Source organism: Streptomyces sp. MAI_2237 (assembly GCF_054189285.1).
This window is the reverse complement of sequence record NZ_JAJPGQ010000003.1, coordinates 3,536,791-3,561,195: the sequence shown is the minus strand read 5'-3', so window position 1 is coordinate 3,561,195 and position 24,405 is coordinate 3,536,791. Positions and strand designations below refer to the sequence as shown.

Here is a 24,405-nt window from a genome sequence, read left to right as displayed (position 1 = left end):
TTTCGAGGGTGAGGGTCGGGCCGGGCGGAAGGGCGTCAGCCGAGCAGGGAACGGCCGATGATCTCCTTCATGATCTCGGTCGTACCGCCGTAGATGGTCTGGATGCGGCCGTCGACGAAGGCCCTGGCGACGGGATATTCGCTCATGTAGCCGTAACCCCCGTGCAGTTGGAGGCAGCGGTCGGTGACCCGCTTCTGCAGTTCGGTCGCCCACCACTTGGCCATCGAGGCGTGCACGGCGTCGAGCGCGCCGTTCGCGTGCTCTTCTGTGCAGCGGTCGAGGAAGGTGCGGGTGACCGCGCACTCGGTGGCCATCTCGGCCACCTCGAAGCGGATGTGCTGCTTGGTGGCGAGCGGCCGGCCGAACGCCTCGCGTTCCCTGACGTACGCGGTGGTGATCTCCAGCAGGTGCTCGGCGGCGGCGATGGCGGAGACGGCGATGCTCAGGCGCTCCTGCGCGAGGTTGGTCATCAGGTGGACGAAGGCGCCGTTGAGCTCGCCGAGGAGGTTCTCCTTGGGCACGCGCACGTCGTGGAAGAACAGCTCGGCCGTGTCCTGCGCCTTCTGCCCGATCTTGTCGAGGTTGCGGCCGCGCTCGAAGCCCTCCGCGCCCCGCTCCACGACGAGCAGCGACAGCCCGTGCGCACCGCCCTCGGGCGTCGTCCGCGCGACGACGATCACCAGGTCGGCGAGGATGCCGTTGGAGATGAACGTCTTGGAGCCGTTGAGCACCCAGTGGTCGCCGCGGTCCTCGGCGTGGGTGCGGATGCCCTGCAGGTCGGAGCCCGCGCCGGGTTCGGTCATGGCGATGGCGGTGATGATCGAGCCGTCGCAGAAGCCGGGCAGCCAGCGCCGCTTCTGCTCGTCGGTGGCCAGCGAGGTGAGGTAGGGGCCGATGATGTCGTTGTGCAGGCCGAGGGCGAGGCCGGGCGCGCCCGCGCGCGTGAACTCCTCCGCCAGTACGGCGCTGTAGCGGAAGTCGTCGGTGCCCCCGCCGCCGTACTCCTCGGGCACGGCGAGGCCGAGCAGGCCCTGTTTGCCGGCCGCGCGCCAGGCGTCGCGGGAGACGACGCCGTCCTTCTCCCACTGCTCGTAGTACGGCAGCACCTCCCTGGCCAGGAAGGCGCGCACGGTCTCCCGGAACGCGTCGTGCTCGGGGGCGAAGATCTGCCGCTTCATTCGAGGCCCTTCAGGAGGTCGGGTACGTCCCAGTCGCGTGCCACGCCCGCGGTGTCGGCGCCCGGCCGGGCGGGGCCCGTGCGCACGGTGGTGGGGGTCGCGGAGAAACGGGGTGCGGGGGCGGGCTGGGTGATGCCGCCGTGGTCGGTGAAGGTGCCGCGGGCGGCGAGGTGCGGGTGGCCGGGGGCCTCGGTCAGGGAGAGCACGGGGGCCACGCACGCGTCGGAGCCGTCGAAGACGGCCGTCCACTCGTCCCTGGTACGGGAGGCGAAGCGGGCGGCGACCGCCTCGCGCAGCTCGCCCCAGCGGGTCCAGTCCTTGCGGGCGTCGGCGTGCTCCGGCAGGCCCAGGAGGGTGACGAACTCGTCGTAGAACTGCGGCTCCAGGGGGCCGACCGCCATGTACCGGCCGTCGGACGTGGCGTAGGTGCCGTAGTACGGGCAGCCGCCGTCCAGGAGGTTGGCACCGCGCCGGTCCTGCCAGCCGCCGGCGGCGAGCATGCCGTGGATCATCGCGGAGAGGTGGGAGGTGCCGTCGACGATGGCGGCGTCGACGACCTGGCCGGTGCCGGTCGCGCGCGCGTGGTGCAGGGCGGCGAGGACGCCGACGACGAGGTAGAGCGAGCCGCCCGCGTAGTCGCCGAGGAGGTTGGCGGGGACGGCCGGCGGCCGGTCCGGTTCGCCGATCATGCCGAGCGTGCCGGTGAGGGCGATGTAGGCGATGTCGTGGCCGGCGCGCTGGGCGAGGGGGCCGCCCTGGCCCCAGCCGGTCATACGGCCGTAGACGAGCGCGGGGTTGCGGGCGTGGCAGTCCGCGGGGCCGACGCCGAGGCGCTCGGCGACGCCGGGGCGGTAGCCCTCGATCAGGATGTCGGCGCGGGCGGCCAGGTCGAGGACGCGTGCGGGGCCGTCGGCGGCCTTGAGGTCGACGACGACCGAGCGCTTGTTGCGGTTGGTCACGTCGAAGGCGGGGTCGATCGCGAGGCCGGCGCCGCCGGGGCGGTCCACGCGGACGACGTCGGCGCCGAGGTCGGCCAGGAGCATGGCGGCGAAGGGGCCGGGCCCGATCCCGGCCAGCTCGACCACGCGCACGCCGGTGAGCGGCCCCTGCCCTGGCGTCGTCGCCATCCGGCCCCCAGACTGATCCATGGGTATGACACAACTGATGTAACACCAGTGATGCTATGAACCTGTCCCGATGAACACAAGACCCGGACGAGCAAGCGCTTAGCCAATTATGGTGAGTGCGCGCCACCCGGCGCCGGGTCCCGGCACACCTCAAGCTAGCCTCGGCGACCGACAACGGCGCGCGCAGCGGACAAGAGGTGTCATGAGCAGGCTGAACAGGACGGACCGTCCGTACGACATCATGCTTTTCGGAGCCACGGGTTTCGTCGGGACGCTCACCGCGCACTACCTCGCCGCGCACGCGCCCGAGGGGCTGCGCTGGGCGATCGCCGGCCGCAGCGAGCGCAAGCTGCAGGAGCTGCGCGAGCGGCTGCCGGGCGGCGAGAAGGCCGGCGTGCTGACGGCCGACGTGTCCGAACCGGCCGGCCTGCGCGAACTCGCCGAGCACGCGCGCGTGGTGGCCACGACCGTAGGGCCGTACGTGACCTACGGCGAGGACCTCGTCGCCGCCTGCGCCGACACGGGGGCCGACTACCTCGACCTCACCGGCGAGCCGGAGTTCGTGGACCTGACCTATGTGCGGCACGACGCACGCGCGCGGGAGACGGGCGCGCGGCTGGTGCACGCGTGCGGGTTCGACTCGATCCCGCACGACCTGGGCGCGTACTTCACGGTGCAACAGCTGCCCGAGGGGGTGCCGCTGAGGGTGGACGGGTTCGTCACCGCCGACGCCACCTTCTCGGGCGGTACGTTCGCCTCGGCGCTCAACCAGTTCTCCCGGCTGCGGCCGATGCTGGCCGCCGAGCGGGACCGGCGCCGCCACGAGCCGCGCCTGGTGGGCCGGCGGGCCGCCGCGCCGACCGGTGCGCCGCGGTTCGCCAAGGAGGTCGGCGCCTGGGCGCTGCCGCTGCCGACCATCGACCCGCAGATCGTGCACCGGTCCGCGAAGGCGCTGGAGCGCTACGGCCCGGACTTCCGCTACCGGCACTACGCGGCGGTACGGCACCTGCCCGTCGCGGTGGGCGGGGCGGCGGCGATGGGCGCGCTGGTCGCGGCCGCCCAACTGCCGCCCGCAAGGCGCTGGCTGTCGGACCGGCTCAAGCCCGGCGACGGACCGGACCCCGAGAAGCGCGCCAAGAGCTGGTTCACGGTCCGCTTCGTCGGCGAGGGCGGCGGCCGGCGCGTCTTCACGGAGGTCGCGGGCGGCGATCCCGGCTACGACGAGACGGCCAAGATGTTCGCCGAGTCGGCCCTGTCCCTGGCCTTGGACGACCTGCCGCCGACGTCCGGTCAGGTCACCACGGCGGTCGCGATGGGCGACGCCCTGACCGACCGCCTGCGCCGCGCGGGCATCACCTTCCGGGTGGCGGCGAGCCGGTGACCGGGTAGGGCCCGTCCGGGCCCTACAGCGACCAGCCGGCCACCGTGTAGATCATCCCGCCGATCCAGCCGAGCCCGGCCAGCACGGCGAGAACCAGAGCGGCCGTCACGGCCCGCTCGACGGGCCGGTTCGGATCGGCGAGGGGCTTGGGGGCGCGGGCGCGATGCGTCGTCATGGGCCCCACCCTGCCGACCGCGCCCACCCGCCCACATCCGTACAGGTACTCAGTACGGGTACTCACACGCCCATGGCGGCTGCCGGTCCGCGTCCTCAGGCGCCGGCCGGCGGCCGCTCTCCCAGGGCTTCCTCGATCCGGTCCCGTACGGCCGGGTCCTGGGTGAGCTCGGCGAGGCGCCGGGCGAGCGGGCCGATCTGCCAGCCGGCGTGGTGGTCGAAGTAGGGCGGCGGTCCCGCCGTGTTGTGCGCGACCTTGCCGACCAGTTCGGCCAGGCGCAGCACGATGCGCCGCTCCTCCGTGAGCCCCGCCTCGTCCGCCGTGCCGCTCCCGCGCACCAGGGCGAAGAGTTCACGTCCCTGGTTCCATCGCGCGAAGTCGCGCGCGAGCTCCAGGGCGGCGGCGACCTCGGGCGTCCGGTCGGAACGGCCGGCCGCCGCCTCCAGCACCCGCCCCGCCCAGGTCACCGGGGCGGCCTGCCGCTCGAACAGGGACCGGCCCCAGGAGCGGGCGGGATCCGCGGCCGCGAGGTCGGCGACCGGCTTCCGCGGCGAGATCGCCTCCCGCAGTGCCCGGCGGCACAGGGTGTCCGCTGTGCGGGTCGTTTCCGGGAGGCGGTAGGCGGGGGTCAGGGCGAGGACGTGGGCGCAGGCGTTGTCGAGGGTCGTGCGGTGGCCGACCGAGACGAACACCGGCTTGACGGATTCGCGGGTGCGCAGGGCGCGGCCGACCTCCTCGGGCCCGGTCTCGGTGTCCGCGAGGAGCGGGGAGGTGCTGCCGCGCGGGGCGGGCGGGTCCTCGTGACGGAAGGTGAAGGGGTTCTTCGCTACGCCGATCGTCGGCAGGTCCGTCAGGACGCCCAGGTGGCTGGCGAGGCCGAAGCGCCGGGGGTGGGCGAGGCCGTAGCCGTCGCAGACGACCAGGCCGGGCGGACACGGCAGGGCGGCGAGGGCGGCGAGGACGGTCGGTATCTCCCGGAAGGCGAGGAGTCCGGGGACGTACGGGAAGGAGATGCGGCCGATCGCGGTGGCCTCCGCGACGACCCGCAGTGTCGCGGCGTCCAGCACGACGGCCGCGGCGGCCACGACGTCCCGCTCGTCGTCGTAGGCCACGTCGACGCCCGTGACGTGCCCGCTGCCGGGCGGCGGGCCGGGGGTGTCCAGCACGACCCGGGCGCGCAGTTCGTCCTGCACGGCCCGGGCCTCTTCCTCGGTCGCGGGCCAGCCCGCGGGAACGCGTACGGTCGTCATGATGGGGACGAGCGTACGGGTCCCGGCGAGCCGGCCCGGGCCGGGCGGGTCAGCTCTTCTTGGAGTCCAGCGCGCGCTGCAGCTGGTCCTTGTTCATGTGCGAACGGCCTTCGATGCCGCGCTGCTTGGCCTCGTTGTACAGCTGGTCGCGGGTCGGGCCCTGGGGGCCGGTCCGGTTGCCCGACCGCTGGCCGCCGCGCTTGCTCGACGACATGTCCTGCTTCGAGCTGCGGCTCGCCGTCTTCGACTCGCCCGACCGCGCGCGTTCCTTGTTGACCGTCCGCGCCGCGATCTCCTCGGCGCGCTTGGTGCTCTCTCCCCGGTCCTGCGCGCTCTTCTTGATGTGCTCGTACTGGCGCTCCCGCTTCGAGCTGGAACCTGCGGGCATGGTCGCTCACTCCTTTCGCGGTCGACGGCCGGCGCCGTCGGCGACCGGGTACCCGCATTCGGGCCCATGCGTCACCGTTCCAGGCGAGCCACCCGTCCCTTCTCCCCCGCGGCCCAGCAGCCGAGGTCCGCGGCGCAGTCCACGGTGTCGTACGAGCCCGTGTCGACCGTCCGCCAGGTCCGGCCGCCGTCCGTGGTGAGGTCGGTGCCGGTGGGGCCCACCGCGAGGGCGGCGGCGCGGCTGTGCGGCAGCCACGCGGCGCCGGAGCGGTAGGCGGGCGGCGGTGCCGCGGCGGGCCGCCAGGTGCGGCCGCCGTCGTCGGTGACCGCGGCGGCCTGGGGGGAGGCCTGGTCGGGGCGGTAGTCGCCGCCGACGGCGAGACCGTTGGCGCGGTCGCGGAAGGCGAGGGCGAAGACGCCCTTGGCCGGGTCGTCCGCCGGGATCGGCGTGTCGGCGGCCGTCCAGGTCAGCCCGCGGTCCGCGGAGTGCAGCACGCGTGCGCGTGCGCCGCCTCCGGTGGCCAGCCAGACGTCCGACGGCCCCGAGGCGACCAGGCACTGTCCGCTCGCCGCGAAGCCCGCCTCGCCGTCCAGGGCGGCCGGCATGCCCGCGCTCGGCAGCTCCTTCCAGGAGCGGCCGCCGTCACCGGTCGACAGGATGCGGAACCTGCCGTCCACCGGGTCGCTCATCGCGAGGCCGTGGCGGCGGTCGAAGAAGGTCATGCAGTCGTAGAAGGCCTTCGCGTCGGTGTTGCGGAAGGACTCCGTCCAGGTCGCTCCGCCGTCGTCGGTGCGATAGACGCGGGACGCCTCGCCCTCGCCGATCGCCAGCACCACCGCCCGGCGCGCGTCGAAGGCCTCGATGTCGCGGAACTGCAGGTCCGACGCGCCGGGCGGCGAGACGTTCCGCCAGCTCGCCCCGCCGTCGGTGGTCCGCAGCACCGTGCCCTGGGTTCCCGCCACCCACGCGGTGTCCCTGCCGACGGCCGACAGACCGCGGAAGCGCACCTCGGGCGCCTGGGTGTCCTTCAGCTCCCAGTGCGGTGCCGGCCGCCCTCGCTCCCCCGCCTGGGCCGGTACGGCGGTCAGGGCGGCCAGCGCCACCGAACACACCGCCCCCGCGGCCACCGTGCGGAACGTGCGTCTCATCCGTCGCGTGATCACCGATCGCCTCATGGCGGGCGAAGCTAGTCCACGGCACCGGCGCCGTCCAGATGCCCACCGCGTCCCCTCAGGTCCCAACTGCCCTCCGGAGCACCCGCGGTGGATCACGTCACTTCTGTGAATGAACGCGGTGACGGAGGTCACTCGAAACTCGTGTGCACGGATTCACCGATTCCGGCGTCTCTAGCAGTGCCCGGCTCAGTAGCCCGCAAGCTCGTCCAGCTCGTTCAGCCGTCACAAGGGAGCAGGCGTTGTCCACCGTCATCGAGCAGCCCGTCGAGGCCCGCCTCGTCGCCGCCGCACCGCGTATGCCGAGCATCCCGGCGACTCTTCACTACGACCGCACCGATCCGTTCGCGGTGCGCATGACCTTCCCCGCCCCCGCCACGCTGGAGGGCGTGGAGGTCTGCTGGACCTTCTCGCGGGAACTGCTCGCGGCCGGCCTGGAGGGGCCGGAGGGGCACGGGGACGTGCGGGTGCGGCCGTACGGGTACGAGCGGACCGTCCTGGAGTTCCACGCGCCCGAGGGGACGGCCGTGGTGCACGTGCGGTCGGAGGAGGTGCGGGCGTTCCTCGACGCGACGGGGGAGCTGGTGCCGGCCGGGCTGGAGCATCTGCACCTCGATCTGGACCACGACCTGGCCGAGTTGATGCGGGACGCCTGCTGAAGACGCGGTGCGTCGTCGGTCGGCTGCGGCTGAGTTGTGGCTTGTCGCGCAGTTCCCCGCGCCCCAGGGGTGGTCAGGGCGTCGCCAGCTCGTTGAGGGCCGTGTAGTCCAGGCCGCCCGCCAGGGAGTCGTACGTTCCCTTCTCCAGCAGTTCCCTCGCCGCCGCTCGGGCCACGGCGTACGCCGCCTGCGCCACCTCGGAGCCGACGCTCACCCGCGCGACGCCCAGCGCGGCCAGTTCGGTGACCGGTGGGGCGCCCGGGCCCGCAAGGACGTTCAGCGGGGCGTCGATCGACGTGGCGAGGAGTGCGATCGTGTCCGGGTCGACGGCCCCGGGGACGAAGACTCCGTCGGCGCCCGCGGCGAGGAAGGCGGCGGCCCGCTCCAGGGTGCGGTCCACTCCCCCGCCGTCCCGCAGGAACGTGTCGATCCGGGCGTTGACGAACAGCGGCACGCCTTCCGCGTCGGCGGCCTCCCGGGCGGCCGCGATCCGCTCGGCCTGCTCGGCGACCGGCCGCAGGGGGCCGGCCGCGGGCTCGTACAGCGCGTCCTCGATGTTGACGCCCACCGCGCCGGCCGCGATCACCGCGCGGATCGTGTCGGCGACCCCCGCCGCGTCCTTCGCGTAACCGCTCTCGATGTCGGCGCTGACGGGCACGCCGACCGCGGCGGCCACGCGCGCGACGGCGGCGAGCGCCGTGTCCCGGTCCAGTCGGTCGCCGTCGGCCGCGCCGAGCGCCCAGGCGAGTCCCGCGCTGGTCGTGGCGACGGCCGCGGCGCCCGCGTCGGCGACGACGCGCGCGCTCATCGCGTCCCAGGCGTTGGCCAGGACGAGCGGGTCGCCGGGGACGTGCAGGGCGTGGAAGGCGAGGGCGCGGTCGCGCAGGGGGTGCGGGTTCGTCGTCATGCCCCTCACCCAACCAGCCGCCCCGCGGCGGCGGCTGGCAGGAATCCGACCTCTACGTGAGCGCCCGGCCCGGCGTCGACAGGGCGGCGCACAGCTCGCCGAGCACGCCCCGTACGCCGCTGAGCGTGATCAGCTCCTCGACGCGGGCGTCGTGGTGTGCGCGGTCGCCGTCCGGGAACAGCGCGGGCGGGTTCGCGGCGGCCGCGAGGGCGGCGAACGCGGCCTGCCGGCCGGAGACCTCGGGCAGGCGCTCCCGCAGGATCCGCCGCGCCTCCTCCCGCAGGGCCTCCACGCGGGCCGTGTCGTCCAGTACGTGCTCCACGCTCGGGAACACCCCGAGGACCCGCTTCTTCTCCGCCCGCAGACACCCTTCGGCGGTCAGTTGCTCGCGGGCCGCTTCGAACGTCACGCGCGCGTGCAGCGTCACCCAGTTCCGCCAGCGGTGCGGCCGGGACTCGCGGACCAGTTCCAGGAGGCCGTCGAGCACGGCGTCCGCGGCGAGGGAGTCCATGTCCACGGGCGTGGCGATGCCGTCGTCGTCGGTGAGCAGGCCGCGCAGGGCCAGTTCGGTGAGGGCGCCGGCCCGCACCACGTGCGCGGCGGCCATGGCCTCGCCGCCGGGGGTGTCCCAGGCCAGCAGGCAGAGCTTGGCCGGGAGGGGGAGCGAACCGTGGGGCACGAGGTCTCCTTGGTGCGGCGAGGTCGGGGCTCACGTTAATTCGTTGACAGCCCCGAACCCCGCTCGTACGGTGTATGGCGGTTCTGTTGTCGTCGATCGGAGAAGGACGTTGCTCCTCTGAGGTCCTGAGACACCGCGTCACACCCGAGAGGTGTGTGCGCAGCGTGCGACCTCGGTGTTCGAGCCGTCCCGACGGAGCAGGGCCTTCTTCGTGCCCTCCTTCTCTCCTCGGGTCCCGCCTCCCGGGTCGCCGGTGTCTCGATACGCGTTTGCCCCTGACCGCACCACGCAATCGCGGAGGCCCCGTATGTCCCCTTCCCTCACCTGTACCTCCCTGTCCTTCTCCTGGCCGGACGGCACGTCCGTCTTCGAGGGGCTCGACGTCGCCTTCGGCCCGGGCAGGACCGGGCTCGTCGGCGTCAACGGGTCGGGCAAGTCGACCCTGTTGAAACTGATCGCCGGCGAACTGGCCCCGGCCGACGGCGCCGTACGCGTCGCGGGCGAGGTCGGGCACCTCCCGCAGAACGTCACGCTCGACACGCGGCTGCGCGTCGACGAGGCGCTCGGCATCGCCGAGCGGCGGGCCGCACTGCACGCCATCGAGGCGGGCGACGTGGCCGAGGAGCACTTCGAGACGGTCGGCGACGACTGGGACGTGGAGGAGCGCGCCCTCGCCACCCTCGGCGAACTGGGGCTCGGCCACATCGGCCTGGACCGCACCGTCGGCGAGGTGTCCGGCGGCGAGTCGGTGCTGCTGCGGCTGGCCGCGCTGCTGCTGCGCCGGCCGGACGTGCTGCTCCTGGACGAGCCGACGAACAACCTCGACCTGTACGCGCGCAGACGGCTGTACGCGGCCGTGGAGTCCTGGCCGGGTGTCATGGTCGTGGTCTCCCACGACCGTGAACTGCTCGAACTGGTCGACCAGATCGCGGATCTGCGCGCCGGGGAGGTGACCTGGTTCGGCGGCAACTTCTCCGCGTACGAGGATGCGCTCGCCGTCGAACAGGAGGCGGCCGAACGGATGGTGCGCGTCGCCGAGGCCGATCTGCGCAAGCAGAAACGCGAACTCGTGGACGCCCAGGTCAAGTTGGCCCGCCGCAAGCGGTACGGCCAGAAGATGTGGGACCAGAAGCGCGAACCGAAGATCGTCATGGGGGCGCGCAAGCGTGCGGCCCAGGTGTCGGCGGGCAAGCACCGGCTTCTGCACGAGGAGCGGCTCACCGAGGCGAGGGAACGGCTCGACGACGCGGTGGAGGCCGTGCGGGACGACGACGAGATCCGCGTCGACCTGCCGTACACCGCCGTACCGCCGGGCCGGAGCGTGCTCACCCTGCGGGAGCTGGAGCTCGCCTACGGCGCGCGCGTGGCCGGCGGGCTCGACCTGCACGGTCCCGAGCGCGTCGCGCTCATCGGGCGCAACGGCGCGGGCAAGACGACGCTGCTGCGGACGATCGCCGGGGAGCTGGCGCCGGTGTCGGGCGAGGCGCTGGCGCACGTGCCGCTGCGGTTCCTGCCGCAGCGCCTCGACGTCCTCGACGACGAGCTCTCCGTCGCCGAGAACGTGGCCCGGTTCGCGCCGGGCGCCACCAACAACGGGATCCGGGCGCGGCTGGCCCGCTTCCTGTTCCGGGGTGCCCGCGCCGACCAGAAGGCGGCGACCCTGTCCGGCGGCGAGCGCTTCCGGGCCGCGCTGGCCGCGCTGATGCTGGCCGAGCCGGCACCGCAGCTGCTCATGCTCGACGAGCCGACCAACAACCTCGACATGGCGAGCGTGCGGCAGCTCACCAGCGCCCTGGAGTCGTACGAGGGGGCACTGATCGTGGCCAGTCACGATCTGCCGTTCCTGGAGTCGATCGGCATCACGAGGTGGCTGCTGCTCGACGGCGAGCTGCGGGAGACGACGCCGGAGGAGGTGGGGTAGCGCGTTGCGAGAGGGGCACAGCCCGGCAACGAGGGTTTTGTCCTCGCCCGTCCGGGCTGCATGATGGCGGACCGGGCCCCCGCACACCCACGGGTGCCCGGCTCCCCCGCCCCTCCGATGCGAAAGGCCCCTCGTGCCCAGCAAGAAGGCCCTCGTCCGCCGCCCCAGCCCGCGCCTCGCCGAAGGTCTGGTGACGCACATCGAGCGGGAGAAGGTCGACGCCGATCTCGCGGGCGAGCAGTGGGAGGGCTACGTCGAGGCCCTGCGGGCGCACGGCTGGGAGACGATCGAGGTCGACCCGGCCGACGACTGCCCGGACTCGGTGTTCGTCGAGGACACCGTCGTCATGTACAAGAACGTCGCGCTGATCGCGCGCTCCGGCGCCGAGTCGCGCCGGGAGGAGACGGCCGGCGTCGAGGAGGCCGTGGCCCGGCTGGGGTGCTCGGTGAACTGGATCTGGGATCCGGGCACGCTGGACGGCGGCGACGTGCTGAAGGTCGACGACACGATCTACGTCGGCCGGGGCGGGCGCACCAACGCGGCGGGCGTGCAGCAGCTGCGGGCCGCCTTCGAGCCGCTCGGGGCTCGGGTCGTGGCGGTGCCGGTCAGCCGTGTGCTGCACCTGAAGTCGGCGGTCACCGCGCTGCCCGACGGGACCGTCGTCGGGCACATCCCGAAGGTCGACCGGCCCGCGCTGTTCCCGCGGTTCCTGTCGGTGCCGGAGGAGTCCGGCGCGCATGTGGTGCTGCTCGGCGGGGACAAGCTGCTGATGGCGGCGAGCGCGCCGAAGACGACGGAGCTCCTCGCCGATCTCGGTTTCGAGCCCGTCGTCGTCGACATCAGCGAGTTCGAGAAGCTCGAGGGATGTGTGACGTGCCTCTCGGTCCGGATGCGCGACCTGTACGCCTGACAGGTGGGCCGTTCACCCTTTCGGCCCCAGGACCTGCGGGTCCTGGGGCTATTTGACATGCCCCCGGACGCCTGCGACAGGGCGCCTGATCAGCGATCTTTACAGCGCCCTTAACCTACGGCTTCGTAACCTACGGATTCGTAGCCTACGATCCCGTAGGTTCCGGCACCGCTCGCCGGTCAGTTCCGCTTCTGTCATGCGTCCCCCTGGAGTTCCCGTGACGATCACTTCCCCTTCCCTCGGCAGCCCCGCCGTCTGGACCGACGCCCGGCTGCTGTACGCCCTGGAGGAAGTGGTCGAGAAGGAACTCAACCGGCACCTGCAGGTCGCCAAGGACTGGATGCCGCACGAGTACGTGCCGTGGTCGGACGCCCGTAACTTCCCCGGCCTCTTCGAGGACGGCGAGGCCTGGGACAAGGAGCAGTCGAACGTCACCGACATCGGCCGCATCGCGCTCGTGGTGAACCTCCTCACCGAGGACAACCTGCCCAGCTACCACCACGAGATCGCCTCGCTCTTCGGCCGCGACGGCGCCTGGGGCACCTGGGTGCACCGCTGGACCGCCGAGGAGGGCCGGCACGGCATCGTGATGCGCGACTACCTCCTCGCCTCGCGCGCGGTGGACCCGGACCAGCTGGAGCGGTTCCGGATGGCCCACATGAGCGAGGGCTTCGAGTCGGACAACCGCCACTCGATGCTGCACTCGGTGGCCTACGTCGCCTTCCAGGAGCTGGCCACCCGCATCTCGCACCGCAACACCGGCCACCAGTCCGGCGACCCTGTCTGCGACCGCATGCTGGCCCGCATCGCGACCGACGAGAACCTGCACATGGTCTTCTACCGCAACCTGCTGAAGGCCGCCTTCGAGCTCGCCCCCGACCTGACGATGCAGGCCGTGCGGGACGTCGTCGTCAACTTCCGCATGCCCGGCCACGGCATCCCCGGCTTCGAGCGGGCGGCGGCGCAGATGGCGATCGGCGAGGTCTACAACCTGCGCATCCACCACGACGACGTCATCCAGCCGGTCCTGCGCTTCCTGAAGGTCCTGGAGATCGACGGTCTCGGCCCCGAGGGCCGCGCGGCCCAGGAGGAGCTCGGCCTGTTCATGGGCGGGCTGGACGCGGAGGCCCTGAAGTTCGACGAGAAGCTCGCGGCCCGCAAGGCGCGGATGGCGGCGCGCGCGGCAGGCTGAGGCCACCCGCGGCGCCCGGCCCGGCCCGAAAGGGCGGGGCCGGGCGCTCACTCGTACGCCGTCGTCTCCTCCAGCGCCTCGTCCCGTACATCGGCGCAGGGATGACGGCGCAGCGCCCGCAGCCGCTCGCGCCAGGGCGCGGGCCAGTCGGTCCGGCCGCCGAGCGCCTGGACGACGGCGAGGGCGAGCAGGCCCTCGGTGTGACCGCCGTGTCCGGTCAGCCGTACCGCCTCCGCCAACAGCGCCTCGGTGTCGACCCGCTTCTCGTGGTGCTGCAGGCGCGAGCGCAGCGTGTGGGCGATCCGCCCGGCGAGCACGGGCCGCCCGGCGCCCACGACGTCCGACAGCCGGTGAAGGCCGGGCGGTACGGCGGCCAGGTCCAGGTGGGCGACGGCGAGCGCGGCGGCCTGCGGGACGTGGGCGTCGTACTCCCCCAGCACCTCGCTCGCGGCGAGCGCGGCGGGGCGCAGGGCCGCCGGAGCGGTCCGGGCGCCGTCGCCGAGGCACGCGGCGAGGTACGCCAGGCGCCGCCGGGCGGGCAGGTCGCGCCCCTCCTCGGCGTCGGGTTCGGCGTCGGCCGGCGTCTCGGCCAGGGTCCGCAGCGCCTCGCGGAGCCGGAGGGCGCCCTCGGGGCTCGCCGACGCGGCCGTGACCAGTCCCCGGGCGGCGGCGTGCCAGGTCGTGCGCTCCGAGAGGTCCGTCACGGCGCGGGCCAGTACCGCGGGCGCCTCGGGGGACCAGGCGGTCCAGCGGGCCAGGGCCGCGAAGGCCAGGTCCGCGGTCCCCGGGTCGCCGGTGCCGCTGACCTCGCGCACCAGGGCGGCGTACCGCTCCCGCCGGGGTGCGGGCAGGTCGAACGGCGTGACCCGCAGCACGGCGGCGCGCAGTACCGGTTCGGCGCCGGCGGCGTCGCGCAGCAGCGCCCAGATCTCCTCGTGGGCCAGCAGCCCCGACGTGCAGGCGACACAGGCCGCGCGCACGTCGGGGTGGGTGCCGGGGCGCGCGTAGGTCTCGGCGACCAGGCGCGCGGCCAGGGGCACCGGCAGCCGGGCGGCGGCGAGCCGCACGGCCTCCTTGCGGCTGGTCACCTTGGCGTCCGGCGCGGTGAGCACGTCCGTGAGCCGCGTGGCCAGGTGGGACGGCCGCGCGTACCGGCTCGCGCGCGTGGCCGCGTAGACGGCGACCCGGGCCCGGTCCGTGCCGGCGAGGGCCAGCAGTTCGGGCAGCGCGTCGGCGGGGCGGTCGGTGCGGGACAGCGCGGCCAGCGCCGCCTCCGCCAGGACCACGTCGGACGAGCCGGTCCAGCGGCGGGCGAGCCCGGCACCGCCGTCCGGGACGTACGCCGCCCGGGCCACGGCCTGCGCCCGCTCGTACGCCGGCAGCCCGGCGTCCCCGGCCAGTGCGGCCAACTGCCGCAGCAGGGCGGCCTGTTGACGCGGCACCCAGCGTCGTACGTCGGCGGTCACGGGTACGGACCACGGGGTGCCCTTGGTCAGGAAGCGCCCATGGGGCGGCGTCTCGGCGAGCAGCCCGTCCAGCAGGTCGGTGCGGCGCCGGACGAGGACGCGCAGCACGGCGGGCAGTACCGCCGCCGACGGCTCGTGGGTGAGGACGCGCGCCACCCGTTCGTCGCGTGCGGCGGGCGGCTCCAGCCACAGGTCGACTGCCGTGCGCACGGTGGAGTCGCCGCCGTACCGGACGGCCTGCCACAGCAGTTCCTGGAGCTCGGTCATGCCGGCCGCGCGGCGGCCCACGGCGCGGGCGAGGGCGAAGGCGAGGCCGTAGTCGGCCTTCTCCGCGCCGGCCTCGATCCACGGCCGTAGCGCCTCGAACACCTGGTGCTCCTGGCCGCGCCGCAGGCTGCGGTCGAGGAGTCCGAGGTCCGCGCCGCCGGTGTGGCCTGAGATCCGCACCAGGGTGCGCAGCGCCCAGTTCACCAGTTCCCTGGAGCCGCCCGCCGCGTGCTCGCGCAGCACGGCCACGGCGAGCGCGCTCAGCCGCCGCCGGGTCTCGGGCGAGGAGTCGCGGGCCTCGACGGCGTCGGCGGCGATCCGGTCCAGGTGGGGCGCGGCGTCCTCGGTGAACAGGGCCGCCCGGGTGTCGGCGAGGGCGCGCAGGGCGGCCGAGCGGACCGGGTCCTGTTCGTTGCGCAGGCGTTCCATGTCCCGCAGGACGGCGGTGACGGCGGTCGGGTCGCCCCAGCGCGCGGCGTTGCGGATCAGCAGCGGCCAGGCCTCGGCCCGGTCCTCGGCGGCCGGACGCCGGGTGGCCGCGAGAAGTCGCTCGCGCACCTCGGCGACGGGCAGAAAGGACTCGGCGAGCAGCACCGCGGTCCACCGGGCCCCGCGCTCGCGGGCCCGGGCCGCCGACTCACGTGCCACGTCGGCCGCGTGACGGCAAGTCAGGACGTCAAGGACGGTGGCGTCGATGGTGTCGGAGCCCCCGCGTCCTTCGTCGACGGCGTTGTACAGCGCCTCCCTCCGGCCGGGCGGGAGCGCCTCCAGCAAGGCCGGCAGTCCGCCGTACTGCACCAACAACCGCCCGTAGTCGACGAGTTCGGGCCGCCCGGAGCGGGCGAGGCGGCGCAGGGCGGCCGGGCCCATCGTGCGGAGGCCGACGTCGGCCCACGCGGGCGTGAGCAGCAGGCGCAGCATCCGGCCCGGATCGGCGGCCGCGAACTTCGTTGTCTGACAGCGGAGTTCGTACGGCACACGGGTGGGTCCCAGCCGTTCCAGCAGCCCCAGCACCCGCGCCGGCGCGGTGGGCGTGACCGCGGCCACCGCGTGGCCGTAGCGCGTCCACCAGGTCTGGCGCAGTGCCGGCGGCAGGCCGGCGAGCTGCTCCTCCAGCACGTCGAGCAGGGTCTCCGGGTGCCGTTTCGCCAGTGCCGTCCACGCGCCGACGGCGTGCAGGAGCCCGGGCAGCAGCCGTTCGACGGTGCCGGCCGTGCAGCCCGGCAGCAGGCGGGCCGCCTCGGTGTCGCCCCACTCCTCGCGCAGGGTGTCGACGAGCCGGTCGGCGAGCGCGGTGCGCCCCGAGGCGACCACCGCGCGCAGCAGGTCCCGGCGCACGGTCTCGCCGGCGTCCGCGAGCCCCGTCTCGAAGGCGCCGTCCGGGACGCCCAGGCTGTCGGCCACCCGCAGGGCGTGACCGCGTACGAAGGAGTCGGGGTCGGCGATCCGGGCGGCGACGAAGCCGGCGTCGCGCCCGACGGACGCGGCGACGACGGCGAGCTGCCGGCCGTAGGTGCCCCGCGTCTCGAGTTCCTCCAGCAGCGGTCGCAGGGGTGTCGTCTCCCGGACGCGCGCGGCGAGTTCCCGCATGCGGTGCGGGTGGGGCAGCGGATCGAGGGCGTGGAGCAGGCTCTCGGTCTGCTGCTGCGGGGTGAGGCGGACCATGCGGGGGATTGTGCCCGCACACACGCGTGTGGCGGGCGGATTTTCGCTCAGCGCGAGGTGCGCCTGATCTCCAGCCGCTCCTTCTCCGACAGCCCGCCCCAGACGCCGAAGCGCTCGTCGTTGCGCAGCGCGTACTCCAGGCAGGCGGGCCGCATCTCGCACAGGGCGCAGATGCGCTTGGCCTCGCGGACCGAACTGCCGGGCTCGGGGAAGAAGAAGTCGGCCCCCGTCTGCGCGCACAGGGCCTGGGCCTGCCAGGCGAGGTCGCCCGGGATGATGGTGTCGATGTGCATGGGCGTGATCGTGCCGGGCGGCGAAAAACGTTCGCTCAACGCCCGATCAACGCCGTCGTTCACGGCCTCCGGCCACCTTGATGGTGGCCCGCGGGCCCGCCCCGGCGCACGGCGGCGCGCGGGGACGCGGCGTGATCCGTTCCGGCGGCGATTGTCGGTGGGCGGTGCAAGACTCGGCAGTGCGGAGAACGGGACCCCTGCGAGGAGGGCGACAATGCTCACCACCGATTTCGTCAACGGCGCTCCGGACTGGATCGACGTCGGCACGTCCGACATCGACGGAGCCATCTCCTTCTACGGCGGGCTCTTCGGCTGGCAGTTCCGATCGGCGGGCCCCGACGCCGGCGGCTACGGCTTCTTCCAGCTGGACGGCAGGACGGTGGCCGGCGCCATGCAGACCGGACCCGAGCAGGGCCCGCCGTCGTGGACCGTCTACTTCCGCTCCGCCGACGCCGATGCCACCGCCAAGGCCGCCGAGCAGTCCCACGGCAGCGTGTTGCTGCGGCCCATGGATGTGATGGGCGAGGGCCGCATGGCGATCCTCGGGGACAAGGCGGGCGTGCCGTTCGGCATCTGGCAGCCCGGCCGGACCAAGGGCGTCGACCTGGCGAACGAGGTGGGCGCCCTGTCGTGGGTGGAGCTGTACACCCCGGACATGGCCGCGGCGGCCTGGTTCTACCACGAGACGCTCGGCCTGGAGACCTCCGCGGTGCCCTTCCCCGGCGGTACGTACACGTGCCTGAACCCCTCCGGCGGCGGCGAGGACTCCATGTTCGGCGGCATCGTCTCGCTCGCCGACGACCCGTCCGAGGACAGCCCCTACTGGCTTCCCTACTTCGAGGTCGCCGACGCCGAGGCGACGGTGGAGCGGGCCCGGGAGCTGGGCGCGACGGTGCGGATGCCGGCCACGGAGATCGAGGGCGTCGGCAGCGTGGCGAGGCTCGCGGACCCGTACGGCGCCCGCTTCGCGGTCATCAGGAGCGCGCCGCCGCAGGGCTGAGGGCGGCGGCCGGCGTCACGCCGAGGCCCGTCGCACCAGGGTGGTGGGCAGCACCACCCCGGCCGATGTGCCCTCGGCGTCCCGGTCGGTCCGGTGCCCGAGCCGGCCCAGCAACAGCCGTGCCATCAACCGCCCCATGCCCTCGATGTCCTGACGGACCGTGGTGAGCGGCGGGTCTGCCTGCTCGGCGACGGGCAGCATGTCGTCGAAACCGATCACGGCCACGTCCTCGGGCACCCGCCGCCCGTGCTCGCGCAGCACCCGCAGGGCCCCCACGGCGGTGAGGTCGTTCGCGGCGAAGACCGCGTCCACGTCGGGGCGCCGGTCCAGCAGCGCGCGCATCGCCCGCTCGCCGCCGGCCGGCGTGAAGTCGCTCTCCTCGACCAGCCGCGGGTCCGCGTCGGGCATGACGTCCCGGAAGCCGTCGAGCCGGTCGGCGGCGGACGTCTGGTCCAGCGGGCCGGTGATGTGCGCGACGCGGGAGCGGCCGAGGCCGACGAGGTGCCGTACGGCCTCGCGGGCGCCGCCCCGGTTGTCGCTGTCGACGTACACGGCGTCGCCGCCGCTCTCGCTCCAGCCGGGCCGTCCGCCGAACACGGTCGGCACGCCGGCGTGCTGGATCAGCCCGGGCAGCGGGTCGTCGAGGTGCAGTGAGAAGACGAGCGCGCCGTCGACGTGGCCGCCGGCGAGGTAGCGGCCGACCCGGGCGTGGTCGTCGCGGCCCTCGGTGAGGAGCAGCACGAGCTGGTTGTCGTGGGCCGTCAGCTCCTTGCTGATGCCGCGCAGCTGCAGGGCGAAGAAGGGATCGGCGAAGACCCGCGTCTCCGGTTCGGCGATGACCACGGCGACGGCGTCGTGGCGCCGGGTGACCAGGCTGCGGGCGGCCTGGTTCGGCACGTACCCGAGTTCGTCCACGGCTTGCCGCACCCGGGTGACGAGCGCTTCGCGCACGCCGTCCCCGCCGTTGACCACGCGCGAGACGGTGGCCCGCGACACGCCCGCCCGGGCGGCCACGGCCTCCAGCGTGGGGCGCGGTGCGGTCTCGGTCACTCGTGGCTCCTCGGGTGCGGGTGCCGATCAGGATAGCCCGGGCGACCGTCGAGGTGAGAGCGCTCTCGCTCCGGGCCGATGGCTGACGGCGCCGCTCGCCCGCGGTCGCGCCGCGCGCCCGCCCTGGTCTTCGCGCCGGGAGTCACCCTTCACGGAGTGGACGTTCATCGACCCCGGTCGACCGGCCCTTCGGCCAGCAGATCCACACGCTGCCCGGCGCCGTCCCGGTCGGCCCGCCGGTAGGCGAGCCAGGCCAGGGCCAGGTCCTGCCAGGGGAGCCCCACCGGGGCGTAGACCGTGCGCTCGTCGGCGCTCCTCCGTCCCGGGTGTTCCCCCCGCAGCACCTCGCCCAGCTCCGCGTCGGCGGCGGCCGCCGGGAGGCCCGCTGCGGCCAACGCGCCCATGTCCGCGGCGAGTTCGCGGTCGTCGACGACGAGCGTCGCGGCCTCAAGGAGATCGGCGGCCAGTTCCTGCTTGCCCGGCTCGTCCGCGCCGAGGCTGGTGACGTGCTGTCCCGGCCGGGTGTCCGCCCGCCGCAGCAGCGGCCGGCGCGACCACGTGGCCAGCAGCACCACGTCGGCCGCCGCGGCGACCTCCGGCGCCGACCCCACGACCCGGCCGCCGTGCCGTGCGGCGAACCGTGCCGCCCGTGCGCCGTCGGTGTCGTGGACGACCGGCGCGCCGGTCCCCCGCAGTGCCGCCAGGCCCTGTATCACCAACTCGGCCTGCGCGCCCGCCCCGACCACGCCCAGCGTCGCGCCGGGCCCGGCGAGCGCGTGGGTGCCCAGGGCCGCGGCGAGGCCGGTCCGCCAGGCCGTGACCGTCGCCGAGTCCAGCAGCGCGAGCAACTCGCCGTCCCTGCCGCTGTGCAGGCAGATCACCCCGCGCAACGCGGGGCCGGCGCCGGGGAACTTGGCGTTGACCTTGACCGTGTAGGCCTCGACTCCCGGCAGCAGCCCGGGCATCAGAGCGGTGGCCGTCCCGGGAAACGGCAGGTCCGTACGGACCCGCTGCCCCGCGACCGGCACGTCCCGCGCCGTGCGGAACCCCTCCCGGAGTGCGTCGAGACAGTCCTCGACGGTCAGCACGGTCTCCAGGTCGCCTCGCGTCAGTACAAGTGTCACCCGCCCATGATCGGCTGCGGCCGCGTCCGGGTCGAGGACCCGCGGGCACCCTCAGGAGGGGTCCTTCCGCGCCCGGCTGGGCTGCACCCGTCTGGGCTCCCCCGGCATCTTGGGGTACTCGGGCGGATACGGGAGATCGCCTAGCCCGTGATCGTGCTCGTCCCGGCGCGCGAGGTCCAGAAGGGCGTCGAGGGAGTAGCGGTGGTCGTCCATGTCGGCGTGCACGTCGCCGAGTTCGGCGAAGCGCGCGGGCATGGTGGCGATGTCGAAGTCCTGCGGATGCGCGACGCCGACCTCGTCCCAGCGCAGGGGCGCCGAGACGGGGGCGTGCGGGCGGGGCCGTACGGAGTAGGCGGAGGCGATGGTGCGGTCGCGCGCCGTCTGGTTGTAGTCGAGGAAGATGCGCTCGCCGCGCTCCTCCTTCCACCACTTGATGGTCACGCGGTCCGGCAGCCTGCGCTCCATCTCGCGGCCCACGGCGATGGCGGCGCGGCGCACCTGGGTGAAGGTCCAGCGGGGTTCGATCGGCACGAAGACGTGCAGGCCGCGTCCGCCGGAGGTCTTCGGGAAGCCCTTGAGGCCGCCGAACTCGTCGAGGACGGCGCGCAGTTCGTGGGCGGCGTGCACGGCGTCGTCGTAGTCGGTGCCGGGCTGCGGGTCGAGGTCGATGCGCAGTTCGTCGGGGCGGTCGACGTCGTCGCGGCGCACCGGCCACGGGTGGAAGGTGAGGGTGCCGAACTGGGCCGCCCACAGGACGGCGGCCTCCTCCGTGGGGCACATCTCGTCGGCGCTGCGGCCGCTGGGGAAGGTGATGTGGGCGGTCGGGATCCAGTCGGGCATGTTCTTGGGCGCCCGCTTCTGGAAGAAGGACTCGCCGGTGACGCCTTCCGGGTAGCGCTCCAGGGTGGTGGGCCGGTCGCGCAGGGCGCGCAGGATGCCGGGGCCCACGGCGATGTAGTACCGGGCGAGGTCCAGCTTGGTGAATCCGCGCTCCGGGAAGAAGACCTTGTCCGGGCTGGACAGCCGGACCGTACGGCCGCCCGCTTCCAGTTCCACCGCTTCGCCCATACCGACACGGTAGGCATACCCCGTACACCTCGCATACCGGGCGCAAAGCGACGTAGGCGAGCAGAATCGGGGCATGGATCTCCCGGTGATGCCGCCCGTGAAGCCGATGCTCGCCAAGTCGGTGGCGAAGATCCCGCCGGGCATGCAGTACGAGGCGAAGTGGGACGGCTTCCGGGCCATCGTGTTCCGCGACGGGGCCGAGGTCGAGCTCGGCAGCCGTACGGGCAAGCCGCTGACCAGGTACTTCCCCGAGCTGGTGAGCGCGCTCAGGGAGCGGGTGCCCGAGCGCTGCGTCCTCGACGGGGAGATCGTGATCGCCCGGGACGGGCACCTCGACTTCGACGCGCTCAGCGAGCGCATCCACCCGGCGGACTCACGGGTGCGGACCCTCGCCGAGCGGACCCCGTCCTCCTTCGTGGCCTTCGACCTGCTGGCCCTGGCGGACGAGTCGCTGCTGGACGTCCCGCTCACCGACCGGCGGGCGCTGCTGGAGCGGGCGCTGTCCGGGGCCACCGCGCCGGTGCACCTGGCGCCGGCGACGACCGACCTGGACGTGGCGCAGGGCTGGTTCGAGCAGTACGAGGGGGCGGGCCTGGACGGTGTCATCGCCAAGCCGCTCACGGCGCGCTACCTCCAGGACGAGCGCGCCATGTTCAAGATCAAGCACGAGCGGACGGCGGACGTCGTCGTCGCGGGCTACCGCCTCCACAAGAGCGGACCCGTCGTGGGTTCGCTGCTGCTCGGCCTCTACGACGACCAGGGCCGCCTTCAGCACGTCGGCGTGTCCGCCGCCTTCCCGATGAAGCGGCGCGCGGAACTGATCGAGGAGCTGGAGCCGCTCAGGATGGCGGACGTCGCGGGGCACCCCTGGGCGGCCTGGTCCGACGAGGCGGCGCACGAGACGGCGCGGCTGCCCGGCGCGCCGAGCCGCTGGTCGGGCAAGAAGGACCTGTCCTGGGTGCCGCTCAGCCCCGAGCGGGTGGCCGAGGTGGCGTACGACCACATGGAGAACGGGGCGCGCTTCCGGCACACGGCCCGATTCCGCCGCTGGCGCCCGGACCGGACCCCCGAAAGCTGCACGTACGCGCAGCTGGAGGAGCCGGTCCGCTACGACCTGGGCGAGATCCTCGGCTAGCGCCGCTGCCGCGTCAGGGCTGCATCAGCACCTTCACCATGCCGTCCCGCTTCTTCTGGAACGTCTCGTACGCGTGCGGCGCATCGCTGAGCGGCAGCCGGTGGGTGGCGAAGTCGTCGACGCCGAGCGGGTCCTCGTCCGTCAGGTAGGGGATGATCTCGTCGCTCCAGCGGCGCACGTTGGCCTGCCCCATGCGCAGCTGGATCTGCTTGTCGAACATGGTGAGCATGGGCATCGGGTCGGCCATCCCGCCGTAGACGCCGCTCAGCGAGATCGTGCCGCCCCGGCGGACCAGTTCGATCGCGGTGTAGAGGGCGGCCAGCCGGTCGACGCTGAACCGCTCGGCGAAGGGGCCGCTGATCTTGCGCGGCAGCATGGCCGCGGCCTGCTGGGCCAGCTTGGCCGCCGCGCTGCCGTGCGCCTCGGTGCCGACGGCGTCGATCACGGCGTCGGGACCCCGCCCGTCGGTCTCGTCGCGGATCGCCTCGACGAGTTCCTTCTCGTTGTCGAAGTTGCGGAGGTTGTACGTCTCCACGCCGCGCGCCCGCGCCCTGCGCAGCCGCTCGCCGACCAGGTCCACGCCGAACACCCGCCCGGCGCCTCGCGCCATGGCGATCCGGCAGGCCATGTCGCCGATCGGGCCGAGCCCGAGCACGGCGACGCTGCCGCCCTTGGGGACGCCCGCGTACTCGACCGCCTGCCAGGCGGTGGGCAGCACGTCCGAGAGGTAGACGAAGCGGTCGTCGGGCGGGCCCTCGGGAACCTTGATCGGCCCGAACTGGGCCTGCGGGACCCGCAGGTACTCGGCCTGTGCGCCCGGGACGGCGCCGTAGAGCCGGGTGTAGCCGAACAGGGCGGCGCCCATGCCCTCGCTGGTGACCTGGGTGGTCTCGCACTGGGTGGGCAGCCCGGTCAGGCACATCCAGCAGTTGCCGCAGGCGATCTGGAACGGCACCACGACGCGGTCGCCGACCGCAAGGTCGGGGACGCCCGCCCCGACCTCCTCGACGATGCCCATGGGTTCGTGGCCGAGGATGTCGCCGGGTGTCATGAACGGGGTCAGCACCTCGTACAGGTGCAGGTCGGAGCCGCACAGGCCGGTGGACGTGATGCGGATGATCGCGTCGGTCGGCTCCTGGATCTTCGGATCGGGCACGGTGTCCACTCGTACGTCCCGCTTGCCCTGCCAGGTCACAGCCTTCATCGCGTGGCACTCCCTCCATCGCGTCGGTGAGTCCGGTGCCGCGAGCCGCCCGAGTACCCGTGCGCCTGCCGGCGAAGCGCGCACGCAGGCGATGCCGGTTGTTCAGGGCCATTCGGCCCATTCGAGGCGCGCAATCAGATTCGATCGGGTATGGCCATCGATGAACTTATAAGCGCACAATCCTTGACAAGAGATAGGTGCCAACGGTAGAGGTGGGACGAATGGTGCGCAAGAGACGTGCCTCGCTGGTCGTGGCGCTGCTGGCCACGGGAACGGCGGTGCTGGCCGCGGGCTGCACGGGCGGGCACGGCACGGGGGACGGCGGTCGCGGGCGGCCGAAGTCGCCGACGGCTTCCGCCTCCCCGTCCACGCACCCCGGTTCCGTGCTCGCCGTGAAGATCGACAACGCCGGCCCCGCCCGGCCCCACACGGGCCTGCGCGACGCGGACGTCGTGTACGTCGAGCAGGTCGAGGGCGGACTGAGCCGGCTGATGGCGATCTACGCGAGCAAGCTGCCCAAGGCCGTCGGCCCGGTGCGCAGCGCCCGCGAGTCGGACCTGGAACTGCTCGGCCAGTACCACGATCCGACGCTCGCCTTCTCCGGCGCCCAGCACAAGCTGCTTCCGCTGATCGACAAGGCCCATCTGACGGCGGAGCCGCCCGAGAAGGCCGCCGACGCCTACTTCCGCGGCGGCGACCGGCCCGCACCGCACAACCTCTACCTGCGCCCCGCCCGCCTGATGCGCTCCGCCCCGGGCGCGGACGCCCTCACCGACGGCTTCCGCTTCGGCGCCGCGCCGGCCGGAGGCCGGGCCGACACCGCCACCACGGTCGCCTACCCCTCCGCCCGGTTCGCCTTCCGCTGGTCGACCGACCGCCACCGCTGGCTGGTGTCGATGGACGGGACGCCCACGGTGACGACCGACGGGCAGCCGGTGACACCGGCGACCGTCGTCGTGCAGCACGTGCGGATCCGCAAGTCCGGCTTCCGCGACTTCCTCGGCAACAACACGCCCTACACCGAGACGGTGGGCTCCGGGAAGGCGGAGGTGCTGCGGGACGGGAAGGTCTACGAGGCCGGCTGGAAGCGCGCGAAGGCCGCCGACGGCACCGACTTCACGACCGCCGACGGCAGGCCGATGAACTTCGCGAGCGGCCAGGTGTGGGTCGTGTTCGTCAAGGCCTCGTGACCGC

The 24,405-nt window shown here is 73.6% G+C and carries 21 protein-coding genes and 1 pseudogene; 8 read left to right on the top strand and 14 right to left on the bottom strand.

The annotated features are described in order from the left end of the window. Positions 1–35: 35 nt before the first annotated feature. Both LN251_RS26660 and LN251_RS26655 read right to left on the bottom strand, forming a co-directional pair. Entirely contained in the window at positions 36–1,178 is a 1,143-nt protein-coding gene (locus LN251_RS26660; RefSeq protein WP_458246621.1) for an acyl-CoA dehydrogenase family protein, read from the bottom strand. Next, entirely contained in the window at positions 1,175–2,305 is a 1,131-nt protein-coding gene (locus LN251_RS26655; protein WP_458246620.1) for a CaiB/BaiF CoA transferase family protein, read from the bottom strand. The genes LN251_RS26660 and LN251_RS26655 overlap by 4 nt, the downstream gene beginning before the upstream one ends. A 202-nt stretch (positions 2,306–2,507) precedes the next feature. Between LN251_RS26655 and LN251_RS26650 the strand changes: the two genes are divergently transcribed. After that, positions 2,508–3,686: a saccharopine dehydrogenase family protein gene (locus LN251_RS26650; RefSeq protein ID WP_458246619.1), complete on the top strand. Its 1,179-nt coding sequence runs from the start codon at positions 2,508–2,510 to the stop codon at positions 3,684–3,686. 22 nt (positions 3,687–3,708) lie between these two features. On the opposite strand, the gene mmpA is transcribed toward LN251_RS26650, so the two are convergent. The 4 genes and pseudogenes from mmpA to LN251_RS26630 form a co-directional block, all read right to left on the bottom strand. Next, positions 3,709–3,861, bottom strand: coding sequence for a morphogenic membrane protein MmpA (mmpA, locus tag LN251_RS26645; RefSeq protein ID WP_203237637.1), 153 nt, complete (start codon positions 3,859–3,861; stop codon positions 3,709–3,711). Between the two features lie 557 nt (positions 3,862–4,418). Then, a pseudogene (locus tag LN251_RS26640) lies at positions 4,419–5,111 on the bottom strand (endonuclease V); the annotation flags it as partial. Between the two features lie 49 nt (positions 5,112–5,160). Then, positions 5,161–5,499, bottom strand: a complete 339-nt coding sequence (locus LN251_RS26635; RefSeq protein WP_458246618.1) for a plasmid stabilization protein — start codon at positions 5,497–5,499, stop codon at positions 5,161–5,163. A gap of 71 nt (positions 5,500–5,570) precedes the next feature. Further along, positions 5,571–6,647, bottom strand: coding sequence for a WD40/YVTN/BNR-like repeat-containing protein (locus LN251_RS26630; protein ID WP_458246617.1), 1,077 nt, complete (start codon positions 6,645–6,647; stop codon positions 5,571–5,573). Between the two features lie 266 nt (positions 6,648–6,913). On the opposite strand from LN251_RS26630, the gene ssgD reads away from it, so the two are divergent. Next, positions 6,914–7,330, top strand: coding sequence for a spore wall synthesis regulator SsgD (gene ssgD / locus LN251_RS26625; protein ID WP_458246616.1), 417 nt, complete (start codon positions 6,914–6,916; stop codon positions 7,328–7,330). 73 nt (positions 7,331–7,403) lie between these two features. On the opposite strand, the gene LN251_RS26620 is transcribed toward ssgD, so the two are convergent. Further along, positions 7,404–8,237, bottom strand: a complete 834-nt coding sequence (locus LN251_RS26620) for an isocitrate lyase/PEP mutase family protein (protein WP_458246615.1) — start codon at positions 8,235–8,237, stop codon at positions 7,404–7,406. Between the two features lie 52 nt (positions 8,238–8,289). Further along, on the bottom strand, positions 8,290–8,916 hold the full coding sequence (locus LN251_RS26615) for a GOLPH3/VPS74 family protein (RefSeq protein ID WP_458246614.1): 627 nt from the start codon (positions 8,914–8,916) through the stop codon (positions 8,290–8,292). A gap of 307 nt (positions 8,917–9,223) precedes the next feature. Between LN251_RS26615 and LN251_RS26610 the strand changes: the two genes are divergently transcribed. The 3 genes from LN251_RS26610 (at position 9,224) to LN251_RS26600 (ending at position 12,939) form a co-directional block, all read left to right on the top strand. Beyond that, entirely contained in the window at positions 9,224–10,837 is a 1,614-nt protein-coding gene (locus tag LN251_RS26610) for an ABC-F family ATP-binding cassette domain-containing protein (RefSeq protein ID WP_458246613.1), read from the top strand. Between the two features lie 133 nt (positions 10,838–10,970). Next, positions 10,971–11,747 (top strand): dimethylargininase, encoded by a 777-nt coding sequence (ddaH, locus tag LN251_RS26605; RefSeq protein ID WP_458246612.1) that lies wholly within the window; start codon positions 10,971–10,973, stop codon positions 11,745–11,747. Between the two features lie 217 nt (positions 11,748–11,964). After that, on the top strand, positions 11,965–12,939 hold the full coding sequence (locus LN251_RS26600; protein WP_458246611.1) for an acyl-ACP desaturase: 975 nt from the start codon (positions 11,965–11,967) through the stop codon (positions 12,937–12,939). A gap of 47 nt (positions 12,940–12,986) precedes the next feature. Here the strand turns inward: LN251_RS26600 and LN251_RS26595 are convergent, their stop codons facing one another. Continuing rightward, positions 12,987–16,337 (bottom strand): hypothetical protein, encoded by a 3,351-nt coding sequence (locus LN251_RS26595; protein WP_458246610.1) that lies wholly within the window; start codon positions 16,335–16,337, stop codon positions 12,987–12,989. 47 nt (positions 16,338–16,384) lie between these two features. Continuing rightward, on the bottom strand, positions 16,385–16,630 hold the full coding sequence (locus LN251_RS26590) for a WhiB family transcriptional regulator (protein WP_458246609.1): 246 nt from the start codon (positions 16,628–16,630) through the stop codon (positions 16,385–16,387). A gap of 214 nt (positions 16,631–16,844) precedes the next feature. Here LN251_RS26590 and LN251_RS26585 point away from each other — a divergent pair, with 214 nt between their 5' ends. Further along, entirely contained in the window at positions 16,845–17,630 is a 786-nt protein-coding gene (locus tag LN251_RS26585) for a VOC family protein (protein WP_458246608.1), read from the top strand. 15 nt (positions 17,631–17,645) lie between these two features. On the opposite strand, the gene LN251_RS26580 is transcribed toward LN251_RS26585, so the two are convergent. The 3 genes from LN251_RS26580 to ligD form a co-directional block, all read right to left on the bottom strand. Next, on the bottom strand, positions 17,646–18,680 hold the full coding sequence (locus LN251_RS26580; RefSeq protein ID WP_458246607.1) for a LacI family DNA-binding transcriptional regulator: 1,035 nt from the start codon (positions 18,678–18,680) through the stop codon (positions 17,646–17,648). Between the two features lie 164 nt (positions 18,681–18,844). Beyond that, entirely contained in the window at positions 18,845–19,804 is a 960-nt protein-coding gene (locus LN251_RS26575) for an ornithine cyclodeaminase family protein (protein WP_458246606.1), read from the bottom strand. 51 nt (positions 19,805–19,855) lie between these two features. Further along, complete coding sequence (ligD, locus tag LN251_RS26570; RefSeq protein ID WP_458246605.1) at positions 19,856–20,872, bottom strand: non-homologous end-joining DNA ligase; 1,017 nt, start codon at positions 20,870–20,872, stop codon at positions 19,856–19,858. A gap of 73 nt (positions 20,873–20,945) precedes the next feature. Here ligD and LN251_RS26565 point away from each other — a divergent pair, with 73 nt between their 5' ends. Continuing rightward, a complete protein-coding gene (locus tag LN251_RS26565; protein WP_458246604.1) occupies positions 20,946–22,007 on the top strand; it encodes an ATP-dependent DNA ligase in 1,062 nt (353 codons plus the stop codon). A gap of 13 nt (positions 22,008–22,020) precedes the next feature. On the opposite strand, the gene LN251_RS26560 is transcribed toward LN251_RS26565, so the two are convergent. Then, positions 22,021–23,211, bottom strand: coding sequence for a zinc-dependent alcohol dehydrogenase (locus LN251_RS26560; protein WP_458246603.1), 1,191 nt, complete (start codon positions 23,209–23,211; stop codon positions 22,021–22,023). Between the two features lie 221 nt (positions 23,212–23,432). Here LN251_RS26560 and LN251_RS26555 point away from each other — a divergent pair, with 221 nt between their 5' ends. Continuing rightward, a complete protein-coding gene (locus tag LN251_RS26555; RefSeq protein ID WP_458246602.1) occupies positions 23,433–24,401 on the top strand; it encodes a DUF3048 domain-containing protein in 969 nt (322 codons plus the stop codon). Positions 24,402–24,405 lie beyond the last annotated feature (4 nt).

Bases quoted from the DNA above. Each gene is read 5' to 3' on its own strand.
- LN251_RS26595 (WP_458246610.1), bottom strand. From the start codon at position 16,337: ATGGTCCGCCTCACCCCGCAGCAGCAGACCGAGAGCCTGCTCCACGCC.
- LN251_RS26560 (WP_458246603.1), bottom strand. From the start codon at position 23,211: ATGAAGGCTGTGACCTGGCAGGGCAAGCGGGACGTACGAGTGGACACC.
- LN251_RS26620 (WP_458246615.1), bottom strand. From the start codon at position 8,237: ATGACGACGAACCCGCACCCCCTGCGCGACCGCGCCCTCGCCTTCCAC.
- ligD (WP_458246605.1), bottom strand. From the start codon at position 20,872: ATGGGCGAAGCGGTGGAACTGGAAGCGGGCGGCCGTACGGTCCGGCTG.
- LN251_RS26650 (WP_458246619.1), top strand. From the start codon at position 2,508: ATGAGCAGGCTGAACAGGACGGACCGTCCGTACGACATCATGCTTTTC.
- mmpA (WP_203237637.1), bottom strand. From the start codon at position 3,861: ATGACGACGCATCGCGCCCGCGCCCCCAAGCCCCTCGCCGATCCGAAC.
- LN251_RS26590 (WP_458246609.1), bottom strand. From the start codon at position 16,630: ATGCACATCGACACCATCATCCCGGGCGACCTCGCCTGGCAGGCCCAG.
- LN251_RS26585 (WP_458246608.1), top strand. From the start codon at position 16,845: ATGCTCACCACCGATTTCGTCAACGGCGCTCCGGACTGGATCGACGTC.
- LN251_RS26610 (WP_458246613.1), top strand. From the start codon at position 9,224: ATGTCCCCTTCCCTCACCTGTACCTCCCTGTCCTTCTCCTGGCCGGAC.
- LN251_RS26660 (WP_458246621.1), bottom strand. From the start codon at position 1,178: ATGAAGCGGCAGATCTTCGCCCCCGAGCACGACGCGTTCCGGGAGACC.
- LN251_RS26655 (WP_458246620.1), bottom strand. From the start codon at position 2,305: ATGGCGACGACGCCAGGGCAGGGGCCGCTCACCGGCGTGCGCGTGGTC.
- LN251_RS26555 (WP_458246602.1), top strand. From the start codon at position 23,433: ATGGTGCGCAAGAGACGTGCCTCGCTGGTCGTGGCGCTGCTGGCCACG.
- LN251_RS26565 (WP_458246604.1), top strand. From the start codon at position 20,946: ATGGATCTCCCGGTGATGCCGCCCGTGAAGCCGATGCTCGCCAAGTCG.
- LN251_RS26635 (WP_458246618.1), bottom strand. From the start codon at position 5,499: ATGCCCGCAGGTTCCAGCTCGAAGCGGGAGCGCCAGTACGAGCACATC.
- LN251_RS26630 (WP_458246617.1), bottom strand. From the start codon at position 6,647: ATGAGACGCACGTTCCGCACGGTGGCCGCGGGGGCGGTGTGTTCGGTG.